11 protein-coding genes are annotated in these 12,919 nt (G+C 64.7%); 8 read left to right on the top strand and 3 right to left on the bottom strand.

All coding sequences use genetic code 11. The features are described 5' to 3' along the window. The first annotated feature begins 116 nt into the window (after positions 1–116). On the top strand, positions 117–755 hold the full coding sequence (locus ACFO3E_RS10600; protein WP_380804574.1) for a Crp/Fnr family transcriptional regulator: 639 nt from the start codon (positions 117–119) through the stop codon (positions 753–755). Positions 756–829: 74 nt separating this feature from the next. Here the strand turns inward: ACFO3E_RS10600 and ACFO3E_RS10595 are convergent, their stop codons facing one another. The 3 genes from ACFO3E_RS10595 to ACFO3E_RS10585 all read right to left on the bottom strand — a co-directional run bounded on the left by ACFO3E_RS10595 (position 830) and on the right by ACFO3E_RS10585 (position 2,155). Then, the gene (locus ACFO3E_RS10595; protein ID WP_380804571.1) at positions 830–1,066 is read right to left on the bottom strand and encodes a hypothetical protein; all 237 of its coding nucleotides are present in this window, start codon (positions 1,064–1,066) and stop codon (positions 830–832) included. A 233-nt stretch (positions 1,067–1,299) separates the two neighbouring features. Beyond that, positions 1,300–1,560 (bottom strand): hypothetical protein, encoded by a 261-nt coding sequence (locus ACFO3E_RS10590; RefSeq protein ID WP_066530644.1) that lies wholly within the window; start codon positions 1,558–1,560, stop codon positions 1,300–1,302. 19 nt (positions 1,561–1,579) lie between these two features. Beyond that, on the bottom strand, positions 1,580–2,155 hold the full coding sequence (locus tag ACFO3E_RS10585; RefSeq protein ID WP_380804570.1) for a hemerythrin domain-containing protein: 576 nt from the start codon (positions 2,153–2,155) through the stop codon (positions 1,580–1,582). Between the two features lie 189 nt (positions 2,156–2,344). Between ACFO3E_RS10585 and ACFO3E_RS10580 the strand changes: the two genes are divergently transcribed. The 7 genes from ACFO3E_RS10580 to ACFO3E_RS10550 all read left to right on the top strand — a co-directional run bounded on the left by ACFO3E_RS10580 (position 2,345) and on the right by ACFO3E_RS10550 (position 12,892). Further along, positions 2,345–2,938, top strand: coding sequence for an SRPBCC family protein (locus ACFO3E_RS10580; RefSeq protein ID WP_380804568.1), 594 nt, complete (start codon positions 2,345–2,347; stop codon positions 2,936–2,938). Continuing rightward, positions 2,938–4,131: a zinc-dependent alcohol dehydrogenase gene (locus ACFO3E_RS10575; protein WP_380804565.1), complete on the top strand. Its 1,194-nt coding sequence runs from the start codon at positions 2,938–2,940 to the stop codon at positions 4,129–4,131. Before ACFO3E_RS10580 ends, ACFO3E_RS10575 begins: the two co-directional genes overlap by 1 nt. Positions 4,132–4,145: 14 nt before the next feature. After that, positions 4,146–4,931 (top strand): SDR family NAD(P)-dependent oxidoreductase, encoded by a 786-nt coding sequence (locus tag ACFO3E_RS10570; protein ID WP_066530652.1) that lies wholly within the window; start codon positions 4,146–4,148, stop codon positions 4,929–4,931. A gap of 377 nt (positions 4,932–5,308) precedes the next feature. Continuing rightward, positions 5,309–8,242, top strand: coding sequence for a CHAT domain-containing protein (locus ACFO3E_RS10565; protein ID WP_380804612.1), 2,934 nt, complete (start codon positions 5,309–5,311; stop codon positions 8,240–8,242). A gap of 4 nt (positions 8,243–8,246) precedes the next feature. After that, the gene (locus ACFO3E_RS10560) at positions 8,247–10,289 is read left to right on the top strand and encodes a CHASE2 domain-containing protein (protein WP_380804563.1); all 2,043 of its coding nucleotides are present in this window, start codon (positions 8,247–8,249) and stop codon (positions 10,287–10,289) included. After that, positions 10,276–10,995 (top strand): hypothetical protein, encoded by a 720-nt coding sequence (locus ACFO3E_RS10555; protein ID WP_380804560.1) that lies wholly within the window; start codon positions 10,276–10,278, stop codon positions 10,993–10,995. Before ACFO3E_RS10560 ends, ACFO3E_RS10555 begins: the two co-directional genes overlap by 14 nt. 115 nt (positions 10,996–11,110) lie before the next feature. Beyond that, positions 11,111–12,892 (top strand): ShlB/FhaC/HecB family hemolysin secretion/activation protein, encoded by a 1,782-nt coding sequence (locus ACFO3E_RS10550; RefSeq protein WP_380804557.1) that lies wholly within the window; start codon positions 11,111–11,113, stop codon positions 12,890–12,892. Positions 12,893–12,919 lie beyond the last annotated feature (27 nt).

Raw genomic sequence — 12,919 nt, 5'->3', positions numbered from 1 at the left:
TTTGTCGATGAAGACGCTCATTTCATCGTAAGTTTAATAAGTTGTCCAACATGGATAAAGTCCCGCTTAAGTAGGTTGGGTATGTTGTTGAAGGGGGCTTAAACAGGGAATCGCCCATGTTAGGCCAGTTTGCTGCAAGCGAAACGCATTGCCATTTTCGCCCGCACCAGTTTCTGGCTCGGGAGGATGAACAGCCCGACGCGATCTATCGGATCGATGAGGGCTGGGCCTGCCGTTACAGGGTGTTGCCGGACGGGCGCAGGCAGATCACCGGCCTGTTTCTGCCGGGAGACATTTGCGAACCGCATTGGGCACTGGGCAAGCGGCCTTCGCAGCCGATCGTAGCCCTTACTAACGTGAGGGCTACCAATCTGCCCTCGAGCCCTCATGGTGTCCTGCCAGCGGAAAGCCAGCAAGCCTGTTGGAAAGGCCTGGCGGACATGATCGAGCGACAGACCAATTGGTTGGTGACGCTGGGACGCAAGACCGCGATAGAGCGGCTGGCCCATCTTCTATTGGAGTTGTTCGAACGGATGCGCTCGTCGGGCCTCAGTTATGGGCAGCAATGCGCCATGCCGCTGACGCAGATGGAGATTGCTGACATGACAGGCCTGACGCCTGTGCATGTCAACCGTACGCTGCAGACGATGCGGCAGCGGGGGCTGGTGGAGTTGCAGTCCAAATGGCTGCGCATCCCGGATCTGGCGGCGCTACGGGATGCGGCGGCGCTCACGAGCAATGAGGTTTTGGCTTAAGGTCTGCGCTAAGACGGGCAATAATTCCCAGTTCGCCCGAACGGAGGGCTGCCAGCCCTCTTTACAAATCGTCTTCAGGGTTTTTGCGCACCTTCATGATCGGACTGTGTGCCTGTGTCTGGTTGCACCTTGTCCTGCTTGGTCACGCGCGTGGGTCCAGGATGGCCGCCTCGCGCAGTCTTTTCCTCGACGCGTGAGCCGATGTCGCGTGCGGTGTTGCCGCCTGCCGCGCCGCCCTGACCGGGTGCGGCCGGATCGTCATGCAGGTCGCTGTCGTCGCGGCCTTCACTGCGATTTTGGTTCTCGATCATCGTCCTGTCCTTGCTGTGCGTTCCCGCCCGAGACGGGATCGCTGTCAAAATCTTCGGGATTTCCGCTTCCGCCCGCACCAGCGCCGCTTCCCTCCACCACGCCTGACCCAGGGCGCGCGCGGTGTCCGCGATTATCCTCCCGGCCGGTTGAGATAGGGAGTGGCTTGTCCGCTCGGATATCGGCGTCCTGATCGCCCTGGTAGATGGGGGGCAAGTCGCGAACTCGCTTGTCTTTAGTCATCGGCGCGGCGCGACTTTTCTCCTGCGCCCTCCTGCCCTGCACGGCTGTCATCCTCTTCGCCGCGGCGGGTCATGGTTTCAGGATTGTAGTTGGAGGGGATGGACCCGCCGCTGCGCGGGTCGCGCTCCGGCTCGCGGTCGAGCGTCGCGCTGGGACGGCGGGCGGCGCCCGGAGGCTGGTTCTCCGTCGAAATATTGGGATTGCGCGTCTGCTGCGTAGGCACGTTGCGCTTGCTTCGGGTTGGGTCTGTCATATCGCTTCTCCTGGAGCGCTCAGGCGAGCTTCAGCCCCTCCTGGTTCATGCGGCGGGTGAGGGTGCCGTTTTCCTTTTCGCTGATCGCCTGCTTGAGACGAGGAAAGAGTTCCTGCTCCTCACGCCGGATATGCTCCTCGATATCGCGGCGGAATTGGGCGAGCTTGGCTTGGAAAGCGGTGTGGTCGCGGGTGAGGTCGGTCAGTTCGTAGAGATATTGCTTCACATAGCCATGGTCGGCGTTGAGCGCGTCGGCTTCTTCGCGCATGCCTGCGGCGCGCATCGCAGCATAGATGGCGTTCTCCTCCTCCATCGCATGCTTGCCGAGCGCATGCTTAAGCTGGGTCAACAGCATGCTGCGCCTGCCATGCGCGGCCGGTCCCGCCTCACGCAGCTTGTCGAATAGCCCAAGCGCCATCTTGTGCTCCAGCGCCAGGGCCTTGTCCCACTCGCCTGCTAGCGCGGTCGGGGCTTGGACAGCGAATTTGCGTCCGGCTGCCCCCAAGAGAGCAAGACCCGCGCCGATGCCCGCCCCGATCAAGGCTTCGCGGCTGGAGCCGTGGGTGAAACGGTGAAGCGGTGCGTGCGCGCCCATGATGATCCTCCTTTGCCTGAATGGTCCGACAACGAGCCTCGCGCAGCCCCGTTCCACCGTGTTTGGAAGACAGGAGAAAGCCCCTAACGCAGGTTAACGAGGCGCGATTTTTGGTCGGGAAAGCGGAACGGCGCATGGCCGTGCTGGTTGGCGAGGGATCAGGACAGACCCCAAAGAGAGGAGCGCAGCATGGGTGACATAAGGACCCCAAGCCAGCAGGACGACGCGCCGCCCGTCACCGCCAAGCAGGCGGAAAAGCAGGAGCAGGCCAAGGCCGGGATCCCGCAGGCCGAGGGCAGCGACATCAGCGCGAAGACGGTGACGATCAATCGGCCCAGGCAGGAAATCTATGACTTCTGGCGCGACTTTTCGAACCTGGCGCAGGTGATGGACAATGTCATCGCCATCGATACGTTGGATGAGCAGCGGTCGCATTGGACGGTCAAGGCGCCGGGTGGCGGCACCGTCGAATGGACTTCGTTAGTGACCGAGGACCGGCCGGGCGAACTGATCGCCTGGATGTCCGAAGAAGGCGCTGATGTGGCCAATAGCGGGCGTATCGAATTTCGTGACGCGCCGGGTGGGCGCGGCACATGGGTGACCGCGACCATCCTCTATGATCCGCCGGCGGGCGTCATCGGCAAGGTCATCGCCAAGATGTTCCAGCGTGAACCGCACATCCAGGCGCGCCGCGACCTGCGGCGGCTAAAGCAGCTCATGGAAACCGGGGAAATCGCCACGGCCGCCCGGACGATGGCGCAATATGAGGAGGAGCAGAACTGATGCGCGCGCTCACCTGGCATGGAAAGCATGACGTCCGCGTGGACACTGTGGACGACCCCGAAATCATCAACCCGCGCGATGCGATCATCAAGATCACATCAACCGCCATCTGCGGATCCGACCTGCATTTATATGACGGTTATATCCCCACCATGGAGAAAGGCGACATATTGGGCCATGAGTTCATGGGCGAAGTAGTCGAGGTCGGGGCGAAATCCACGCTGCAGAAAGGGCAGCGGGTCGTGGTACCCTTCACGATCAGCTGCGGGGGCTGCTTCCATTGCGAAAAGCATCAATATTCCGCCTGTGAAAACGGCCTGCCCGCCGAGAATCAGGAGATCGCCCAGACGCTCTATGGCCATCCCATGGCTGGGCTGTTTGGTTATAGCCATATGACCGGCGGCTATGCGGGCGGGCAGGCGGAATATGTACGCGTGCCCTTTTCCGACGTCGGGCCGATCGTGATCCCCGACGGGGTGGATGACGACAAGGTGCTGTTCCTGTCCGACATTCTGCCGACCGGATGGATGGCTGCGGAGAATGCCGACATAGAGGCTGGAGATACGGTCGCCGTCTGGGGTTGCGGCCCTGTCGGGCTGTTCGCCGTGCAATCGGCTTTCCTGATGGGCGCTGAGCGGGTGATCGCGATCGATCATTTCCCCCGCCGCCTGGAATTGGCGCGCCGTTTTGGCGCGGAGACGATCAATTATGAGGAAAGCAAGACCTATGACGCGCTGATGGAAATGACCGGCGGCATCGGGCCAGACGCCTGCATCGATTCGGTTGGGCTAGAAGCGCATGGCCTGTTTGCTGACAATGTAATCGATCAGATCAAGGTATCGACCTTCCTTGGCACCGATCGCGCCCATTCGATCCGCCAGGCGATTATCGCCTGCCGCAAGGGCGGACGCGTGTCGATGCCAGCGGTTTATGGCGGCATGGTCGATAAATTCCCGCTTGGCGCCTTCATGCAAAAGGGGCTCACGCTGAAGACCGGCCAGACTCATGTGCAACATTATATGCCGGCCCTGCTGAACGCGATCATGGAAGGCAAGATCGATACGACCTTCCTCATCAGCCATCGCCTGCCGCTAGAACAGGCGGCGGAGGGATATCGCATGTTCCATGACAAGCAGAATGAAGTGACCAAGATCGTACTGAAGCCCGGCATGGATCCGGCGCTGCCGGCCTGAAGAGGAGAAGGACCATGGCTTCACGCAAACTCGCGATTGTGACCGGCGCATCGACCGGCATCGGCTTTGAACTCGCCCATGTGGCGGCGCAGGAAGGATGCGACCTGCTGGTCGTCGCCGACGAGCCGCTGATCGAGGCGGCGGCGAGAGATTTCGCGCGGCATGGCACAGTCGTGCAATCGGTGGAGGCCGACCTTTCCACCTTCGAAGGTGTGGATCGGCTGCTCGCGGCGGCGGGGGGACGACAAATCGACCTGCTGTTCGCCAACGCCGGGCGTGGCATCGGGCACAGCTTCCTCGAACAAGATGTCGCGACCTGGCGGCGCGTGATCGACACTAATATCACCGGAACGCTCTACCTGCTGCAGAAGGTGCTGCGGCAAATGGTGGCGCGTAATGAAGGGAAGGTGCTGATCACCGGCTCTATTGCAGGCTTCATTCCGGGGGCCTTTCATGCCGTCTATAACGGCACCAAGGCTTTCATTGACAGCTTTGCGGACGCGATCCGCAACGAGATCAAGGAAAGCGACGGCGTGACCATCACCAATCTGATGCCAGGGGCGACCGATACCGAATTTTTCGAGCGCGCCGACATGTTGGATACCAAGGTCGGCACGATGGAAAAGGACGACCCGGCCAAGGTTGCGCGTGACGGCTGGGACGCGCTCATTGCAGGCAAAGCGCATATCGTGTCGGGCTGGAAGAACAAGATCCAGGCGGCGGCCGCTCATGTCGCCCCCGCCGGCGTCCTGGCGGAATTCCATCGCAAGCAGGCGGAGCCGGGAACAGGCGAAGAGTGATACCGAACTGATGTCCTCTTCCGCCTGTGTCCTGTTGACGCCCCTTCGATAGCCCCAGGCGGATGAGTGAGGAAAGATCGCTGAGGTTAAAGAGAAGGGCCTTGCGGCGCACGCGCGTCCCGCTATGAAGAGCGCGCTGGGTCGCGCCGAGGGGGGCTCGCACGGACAGATCCGGCGAGGCTGGGGGATAAGCCTTGAGCGCTGTTTGGAAAATTGGTCGCATACTGGCCGGGCTTGGCGCCTTGGGCCTGTCTTCCTTGTTGTCGGCGCAGGGCAGCGGTGATCGACCGCTATTGCAGGACAGTTTCCGGATCGGCAGCGGAGGCGGTGCGCTGTGCCAAGCGCAGAGCGCCAACGGCGATCCTGCCGCCCGCACCATGTTCGATCGCGCCTGGACGGTCGTCTGCCGTGACTCGGCTCGGCCGGTGGGGCAGCTCTATGCGCTTCGCCAGGGCGCGGGCGATAGCGACGACATTATCCTGCGACGGCTGGCCGCCTCGCGCGGCGCTGCAGTGAATTGCAGCGGGGCGGGCGGTGTGACGCTGCCAGATGTAGGACAGGTCACGGTGCGCAACTGCAGCAGCCAGGCGGGCGTCTATCGCATAGTGACGGTGGCGCGCGGCAAGACGCTTTATGCGGCGCAGGGTTTTGCGCCTTATGCGAGCGCCCTGGATCTGGGCCTGCGTATTGTGGCCCTTGGGCGCACGGTGCCGGGCAAGCTGGACATCGTTACGACAGGCGGAGGCAATGGCGCGGCCTTCGCGCGGATGCAGGCGGCGTCACTCGACCCGCAGACCGTGTTGGCGGAGGGTTATCGCCGCAATGCCTCGGGCAATTATGCCGAAGCCGCCGAATTTTTCGACAGCCTGACCGACCGGCTGGCGCGCGATCCGGACGCGAATGCGATGAGCCCGGTTGAACGGGCGAACCGGGCGCATGAATATTTGGTCAATCATGGGCTGCAGCTGTCTAATCTTGGCCTGTTCGATCAGGCCGATGCCGCCTTCGCGCAGGCGCGCGCAATTCCCACGCCTGACCCGGTGCAGCTGCGCCTCCGCCGCAATTTTGAAGCGGTGCATCATCTCAATCAGCAGGATCTGCAAGGCGCGCTTGGCTTGTTGGACCAGTCGCCAGAAGGTGGCGTGGCGGTCGGCGCAGGCGACGACGGTGCGGTGATGCTGTCCAGCGACGTCGCGGCGGAATTGAGCAGCGGCGCGTCCGGAGCACGGGCGCTCGGCGTACGGCAGGATGCGAAGCTCGCTCCGGGCGAGCGCGCAGCGATCCTCGATGCGCAGGCGCAGCAGTTGCGCGGCACGATTCTGCGCTTGTCGGGCAAGCCACGCGAGGCGCGCGCGGTGCTGGCCCAGGCGCTGGCCGATGCGCAGCGCATCCGCGACGGACGCGTGACGTCGATCACTCGCCTGCGCGCCCAACTGCTGGGCGAGATCGCGCTGACGCAGGAGGCCGAGGGCGATTTCGGAGGCGCGGAGGCGCGGCTCCACCAGGCTGTCACCTTGATCGCAGCGCAATATCCCGAAACGTTGGCGCTGAACGGCGCGCGGGCGCGCTTGGGCGCTTTCCTGGTACGGCGCGGACGGACACAAGAGGCGCTGAAAACCTATCGCGCGATCATGGCGTCCACGGTTGCGGGCCGGGGCACGCTGACGGCGATGGTGAACCAGTTGCAGCCCTATTTCACGTTGCTGGCGGCGGAGATGCCCAGACGGCCCGAACTGGCGGCGGACCTGTTCGAAGCATCGCAGCTGCTAGTGCGGCCTGGTGCTGCCGAAACGCTGGAGCTGCTGAGCCGGGAATTGTCGGCTGGCGATGGAGAAGCGGCGCGGCTGTTTCGCCAGTCGGTCTCCCTCTCACGCGACGTCGAGCGCGGCCGCATCGCGCTCGCCCAACTACGCGAGGCTGGCAAGGACGACAGCGCCACACGGGAAGAAGTCGCGCGGCGGCAGGCGGAGCTTGATGCTCTCTCTAGCGACCAGGCGGCGACGCTGACAGCGCTGGCCGCCTATCCACAATATCGTGCGGTGAGCCCGCAGGTGCTGACGCTGGACGAGATGCGGGCAACGCTTAAGAGCGGGGAGGGCTATTACAAGCTCGCCCAGCTTGGCGACGCGCTTTACGGGCTATGGATCGATGCGCAGGGGGCGACCGGCTTCCGTTTGGGAACGAGCGCCAGCGAGGTGGCGCGCAAGGTCGCGGCGCTGCGCGAGACGATCTCGATCGCAGTAGGTGGCGTGCAGACCACCTATGCGCTGGACCTGCCCGTGGCGCGCAGCCTCTATCTTGACCTCTTCGGCCCGGTTGATCAGCGGCTGAAGAGCGTTGGCCATCTGATCTTCGAGCCCGACGGCGCGATGCTGCAGTTGCCGGTCAACCTCCTGGTGGCGAGCCAATCCGGTGTGGATGCCTATGAAGCGCGGGTGGCGAAGGGGGGCGACGAGTTTGATTTTCGCGGCGTCGATTGGCTAGGGCGCGATCATGCAGTGAGCACGGCACTGTCAGCGCGGGCTTTTCGCGATGCACGGCTGACCGCGCCGTCAGGCGCGGCGCAAAGCTATATTGGTTTTGGCGACAATGTGCCGCTCGCAGGGCTCAAGCTGGCAGCGTTGACGCGCGGCGCCTTGCCCGGCGTCGGCGAGGATTGCGGCTGGTCGCCTGCGCAATGGAACCATCCTATCCCGGCGACCGAATTGCGGCGGGCGGCGCAGGCCATCGGCGGGCAGGGCAGCGAGCTGGTGACCGGCGGTGCCTTCACCGATGCGGCGGTTATGGGACGCGGCGACCTTGACCATTTCCGCATCCTCCATTTCGCGACCCACGGCCTGGTAACGCCGCCACGTGCGGGATGCCCCGCGCGCCCGGCGCTGCTGACGAGCTTTGCCCCGAGCGGCGCTTCGGACGGGCTGCTGCAATTTGGCGAGATTTTCGACCTGCGGCTGAACGCCGATCTCGTGGTGCTGTCGGCTTGCGACACGGCCGGTGCGGCGGGCGCCGAAACGACGCGGGCGGCCGGGCTTTCCAGCGGCGGCGGGGCGCTGGACGGTCTGGTGCGCGCCTTTATCGGGGCGGGGAGCCGGTCGGTGATCGCCAGCCATTGGCCCGCGCCGGAGGAATATCGGGCGACCGAACGGCTGATGAGCGGACTGTTCGCCGCCGCGCCGAATGAGCCGGTCGCCGAGGCATTGCGGGCGACGCAGGTCAAATTGATGGACGATGCCGATACGTCGCATCCCTTTTACTGGTCCGGCTTTGCGGTCATCGGCGATGGCGCGCGCCCCTTGATCGCCCAGCGGTGATTTGATGGCGGCGCGGGCACTGCTGCGCCGGGGCGCACGCGTGGTGCAGGACGCGGGACGTTGGCGGCTAGCTGGAACAGCGCTGCTGTTGATGCTTGCACTCTTCGTGGCTGGATGGGATTGGACGCGGCCCCTGGGTGGCGCGGGGTCGCAGCGCGAGATTGCGACGGCGGATGCGGAGCGCGGGTTATATGACTGGCGGGCGGCCACCTTTGCGCCGCGCGTAGGCCAGGACCAGCAAGTGGTGATGGTTGTTTATGACGACCAGACCCTGATCGCGACGCGCAAACGGTCACCGCTCGATCGTGGGCTGCTGGCGCGGGCTCTGCGCAATCTGGATGCGATGGGCGCGAAGTCGATCGGCATCGATATCCTGTTCGATCAGCCGCAGGACGAGGATGCGCAACTGATTGCGGCGCTTCATGGGATGCGCACGCCGGTTTGGCTGGGCTACGCCAATATCGGCGACAATCGCGAACAGATCATCTTTGAGCAGCAGCAATATCTCGACCGCTTCCTTACAAGGGCGCGCACCGATCGTGTCCGGCCTGCGAGCATCAGACTGGAGACCGACGCTGACAATGTCGCACGTAGCTGGCCCCGGCCGTTGGCAGGGCAGCCCCCGCTGCTATCGCTCGCGATGCAGCCTTCGCCGCGCTTTACCGATTATCGCGGCGCGATCCGCTTCCGCATGCCGCTGGCCCAAGCGGACGGGGCGGAGGAGCCGGTGATCCCTAGCCTGCAGATCGATCTGCTTGCTGACTCCGCCATGACCGCCGCGCTCGCACCGATGGTGAAGGGGCGGCATGTGCTGATCGGCGGGGACATTGTCGATATCGACCAGTTCGAAACGCCGCTGTCGGGCAGGCAGGCGAAATCGACGATGATCGGTCTTGAAGTCCATGCGACGATGCTGACGCAGTTGCTGGATGAAGCACTGCTGCCGGCGATTCCGGGATGGGCAATGTGGGCGGCAGCGGCGCTGGTGGTGCTGACGGCGGGGCTCACCAGCTTGGCGGAACTGCGCTGGTTCTGGCTTGTGCCCGCGCTGGTCGTGCAGGCTGGGGCGATTGTGGGCGCGCCGCTCTGGCTGCAGGCGCGCGGATGGGACACGAAGGGGTTGCCGGCCGCTGGTTGGGCGCTGGGCTGGGTGATCGCTTTTGCGGCTGTGAGCGCGGCGGCACGCGCGGTGACGTCGCAGCAGCGCCGCTTTGCGCAGGCGGCCCTTGGCAAATATCTGCCGCGCGACATAGCGGCGCAAATATTGGCTGACCCCGAGAAGCTCGCGCTGCACGGGGAAAAGCGGCCGATCTTCACCCTGTTTACTGATCTCGAGGGCTTTACCAAGCTTAGCCATGCCATCGCGCCGGAGATGGTGGCGCAATTGCTCAACCGCTATCTCGACATGTTGAGCGACGTCGTGCTGGCCCATGGCGGGACGATTGACAAATTCGTAGGCGATGCCGTCGTCGCCTTTTGGGGCGCGCCGATCGCGCGTGACGATGACGGACGCAAGGCGGCGCTGGCCGCCTATGCGATGTGGCAGGCGGGGGAGACGTTCCGCCGCGACCTGCCGCCGGGCGTCCCACCGATCGGGCGGACGCGCGTGGGGCTGCATCATGGCGATGCGATCGTCGGCAATTTCGGCGGAGAGGGACGGATCCAATATACTGCTCTTGGCGACAGCATGAATACGGCGGCTCGGCTTGAATCGGCGAACAAGGCGCTGGAGACGGCTGTGCTGGTGTCGCGCGAGGCGATGGAGCGGTCCGGCCTCAACTGGTGGCGGCCCATGGGGCGCGTAAGGCTGCGCGGACGGGCCACGCCAGTTGATCTGTTCGAGCCCGCGCCGGATTTCCCTGGCGAGGATCGCGCCCTGCTGGAGCAGGCTCTGGCCGCTTTTGACACCGAAGATGTGGAAGCGCGCGCGGCGGCGCTGGGGCAGTTGAAAGCGTTGGCAGACCGCTACCCGGAGGATGCGGCGCTCGCCAATCTGGTGTATCGCTATGAATATATTGGGGATGGAGGAATTTATGGTCTGGGCTAAGCGGGCGGCGGCGCTGGGCGTGGCGGCTATATTGGGCGTGGCGGGGCCTGCGCTGGCGGAGACTTTGGTGGTGCGCGCGTCCGGACCTTCGGCGCGGAATTATCCGCCGGGCGCGAAGCTGGCCGATGGCGGATCGCTGCTGCTGAAGGCGGGGGATGTGGTGACGCTGTTGGATGCCAAGGGCACGCGAACGCTGCGCGGGCCAGGACGCTTTGGCGTGACGGCGGCGGCGAGCGCTGCGCCTGCCAGCAATGTGACGCTCGCGGCGCTGCTCGACACGAAGCGCGTACGACGGGCAAGGACCGGCGCGGTCCGCGGTGCGCTCGGCGAAGCGCCTGCCGTGGCGAAGCGGCCCAATTTGTGGCTTGTTGATATTGCGCAGCCGGGCGCCCTGTGCGTCGCTGATCCGGCTGCGGTTCGCCTGTGGCGCGTTGATGCAACCAAGCCGCTGAGCCTGCGCATCAGCGGCGGGGGCGTCCAGGCGGCGGCGAGCTTTGCGGCGGGCGAGACCATCGCTGCCTGGCCCGCTACGCTGCCGGTGAAGGATGGCGCGTCCTATCGCCTAGAGGCTGGCGGACGGTCCAGCGATATCCGTTTTGCGCTCCTGAACGCGGCCGATACCGGACTGGATGGGACGGCGGCGGCGCTGATCGCGCATGGTTGTCAGGCGCAGCTTGACCTGTTGGTCGAAACGGCAGCGCGTTAGGACTTGATAGCCAGGCCGGGGAAGTGCAGAGCGCCCGCACCTGGACGGTCGCAGCGATGGGGATGACAGGCCACAAGGCCGCTTCTCCGGCACGGTTGGGGGAAATGGGACGTCTATGGGCTTGCTGGGGGCAGGGGCAATCACTTTCACGAAGCGCGCGCGGTTGGCGTTGGCTTTGACGGCGGTCGTGCCGGTGGCGGCGATGTCGCAGGTCGCGCCGCGCGCGCCGACGCGCGAGGAACTGTCACCGGCCGAGCGGCAAGGGGACGTCGCGCCGCAGGGAAGCCGACTGACGGTCGAAGGCGGGGTTGAACGTGCGCCTTGTCCGCTCGCCGATCCGCGCTTTGCCAATGTGACGGTGAACTTCGCCGCTGTGCAGTTTGACGGGCTGCGCGGAGTAGAGCCGGACGTGTTGAAGGACAGCTGGATCGATCTGGCTGGCAGCGACGTGCCGATCGCCAGCCTGTGCGAAGTGCGGGATCGCGCGGCGACGGCGCTGCGCCAGAGGGGCTATCTCGCCGCGGTGCAGGTGCCCCCCCAGCGGATCGAAAAGGGCGGCACGGTCCGCTTCGATATATTGATGGCGCACCTCGTTGCGATCGAGGTGCGCGGCGACGCAGGCAATAGCGAGCGGCTGATCGCGGCGCATATGGAGGCGCTGAAAGGACAGCCGCTGTTCAACGTGCATGAGGCGGAACGGCATTTGCTGCTGGCGCGCGACCTGCCCGGCTATGACGTGCGGTTGGCGCTGCGCCCGGCGGGAACTGCGCCCGGCGAGGTGGTGGGTGAGGTCACGGTCGTGCGCCGCCGGGTGGAAATGGACGTCAATGTCCAGAATTTTGGTAGCAGGGCGGTAGGGCGCTTTGGCGGGCTGGCGCGGGTGCGCTTCAATGACCTGACGGGCATGGGCGACAGCACGGTACTGAGCCTCTTCAACACCGCGCAGCCTGACGAACAGACGGTGCTGCAGGCGGGGCATAGCATGGCGCTGGGCGGCGACGGGCTGCGCCTGTCGGGGGACTTTACCTACGCCTGGACCAGGCCGGACATTGACGGGTTGGACCTGTCATCAAAGACGATGATCGCGACCGTGGCGCTGTCCTACCCGCTGGTGCGGCGACAGGTGCATACACTGCTGGCGAGCGGTGGGCTGGATGTGATCGACCAGGATCTTCGGATCGGCTCTGCGCCTTTGTCGCGCGATCGGCTGCGGGTGCTGTTCCTGCGGCTGGAGGGCGAGATGATCGATCCTGATAGTCTGATCAGCACGGCGGGCTATTCTGGGATCGAGCCGAAATGGCGGATGGGCGGCAATCTGGAACTGCGTCACGGCCTGGCGGGACTGGGGGCGAGTGAGGATTGCGGCAACGCGGCGACCTGCGTGCCGACGAGCCAGTTAGGCGGCGACGCGTCCGCCCTGGTCGTGCGAGCGGGGGTTCAGGCAGAGTATCGCCCGGCGCCGGCCCTGACCTTCGCATTGGCGCCGCGGGCGCAATATAGTCCGGATCAACTGCTGTCCTATGAGCAGATGAGCGCGGGCAACTATACGGTCGGGCGCGGTTATGATCCAGGCGCGTTGACTGGGGATAGCGGCGTGGGGGTCGCGGCGGAACTGCGCTATGGGCGGATCACGCCCAAGGGCCCGGGCGCGATCGCGTTGCAGCCTTTCCTCTTTTTCGATGCGGCGTGGGTTTGGCACCAGGGCAGCAGCTTTGCCGGGCTTGATCCGCAGAAGCTCTATTCAGTGGGCGGCGGGGTGCGGGCGACGTGGGACAATCATGCGCGGATCGACCTGACGCTGGCGACGCCGTTGCGGAAGGCGGCGTTCCAGACGGAGCGGGGCGATACGCGGTTGCTGATGTCGGTGACGACGCGCATTCTGCCGTGGGGGCGGTGAAGTCATGAACGAAATAGCGAGAAAAAC

This window comes from Sphingobium tyrosinilyticum, assembly GCF_042654265.1.
Classification (GTDB): domain Bacteria; phylum Pseudomonadota; class Alphaproteobacteria; order Sphingomonadales; family Sphingomonadaceae; genus Sphingobium; species Sphingobium tyrosinilyticum.
The sequence above is the reverse complement of the archived record's forward strand: the minus strand, read 5'-3'. Positions and strand labels throughout refer to the sequence as shown.

What these genes read in the sequence shown, in the direction of transcription:
- ACFO3E_RS10600 (WP_380804574.1), top strand. Translation starts at nt 117, where the DNA reads ATGTTAGGCCAGTTTGCTGCAAGCGAAACGCATTGCCATTTTCGCCCG.
- ACFO3E_RS10595 (WP_380804571.1), bottom strand. Translation starts at nt 1,066, where the DNA reads ATGATCGAGAACCAAAATCGCAGTGAAGGCCGCGACGACAGCGACCTG.
- ACFO3E_RS10590 (WP_066530644.1), bottom strand. Translation starts at nt 1,560, where the DNA reads ATGACAGACCCAACCCGAAGCAAGCGCAACGTGCCTACGCAGCAGACG.
- ACFO3E_RS10585 (WP_380804570.1), bottom strand. Translation starts at nt 2,155, where the DNA reads ATGGGCGCGCACGCACCGCTTCACCGTTTCACCCACGGCTCCAGCCGC.
- ACFO3E_RS10580 (WP_380804568.1), top strand. Translation starts at nt 2,345, where the DNA reads ATGGGTGACATAAGGACCCCAAGCCAGCAGGACGACGCGCCGCCCGTC.
- ACFO3E_RS10575 (WP_380804565.1), top strand. Translation starts at nt 2,938, where the DNA reads ATGCGCGCGCTCACCTGGCATGGAAAGCATGACGTCCGCGTGGACACT.
- ACFO3E_RS10570 (WP_066530652.1), top strand. Translation starts at nt 4,146, where the DNA reads ATGGCTTCACGCAAACTCGCGATTGTGACCGGCGCATCGACCGGCATC.
- ACFO3E_RS10565 (WP_380804612.1), top strand. Translation starts at nt 5,309, where the DNA reads ATGTTCGATCGCGCCTGGACGGTCGTCTGCCGTGACTCGGCTCGGCCG.
- ACFO3E_RS10560 (WP_380804563.1), top strand. Translation starts at nt 8,247, where the DNA reads ATGGCGGCGCGGGCACTGCTGCGCCGGGGCGCACGCGTGGTGCAGGAC.
- ACFO3E_RS10555 (WP_380804560.1), top strand. Translation starts at nt 10,276, where the DNA reads ATGGTCTGGGCTAAGCGGGCGGCGGCGCTGGGCGTGGCGGCTATATTG.
- ACFO3E_RS10550 (WP_380804557.1), top strand. Translation starts at nt 11,111, where the DNA reads ATGGGCTTGCTGGGGGCAGGGGCAATCACTTTCACGAAGCGCGCGCGG.